Source organism: Microbacterium sp. GbtcB4, assembly GCF_019091465.1.
Lineage (GTDB): Bacteria > Actinomycetota > Actinomycetes > Actinomycetales > Microbacteriaceae > Microbacterium > Microbacterium paraoxydans.
The window spans coordinates 1-289 of the sequence record NZ_JAGXJJ010000068.1 but is presented as its reverse complement, the minus strand read 5'-3'; the positions used below and the strand labels follow the sequence as shown (position 1 = coordinate 289).

At 69.9% G+C, this 289-nt stretch carries 1 protein-coding gene; it reads right to left on the bottom strand.

What is annotated here, in order from left to right:
* Positions 1-289, bottom strand: a 289-nt coding sequence (locus KVS71_RS17315) for a hypothetical protein (protein ID WP_217585137.1), incomplete at both ends; no start/stop codon positions are given.

The window sequence follows — 289 nt, the reverse complement described above, 5'->3', positions numbered from 1 at the left end:
CGCCGTCATCCCACGAGTTGGGGAACACGGCGCCCTGGAACCAGTCGTCGGAGTCCCGGGAGAGCTCCTCACTCGCGGCGATGATGTTCACCCCGTCGCGGAAGGTGATGCTCCCCGATGCGCGGTACTCTGCGTTGCGGAGGGACCACGCTCGCGCCTCGTTGCACACGAGGCGCAACCCGAGGGCCTGCACCACCGGGGCGAGGAAGTCCAGCGCCGCCATACCCGCCGTCCAGTAGAGCGCATCCCTGTCGGGAGCGTCCCGCACACGGGTGCGGATCGGCGCGGA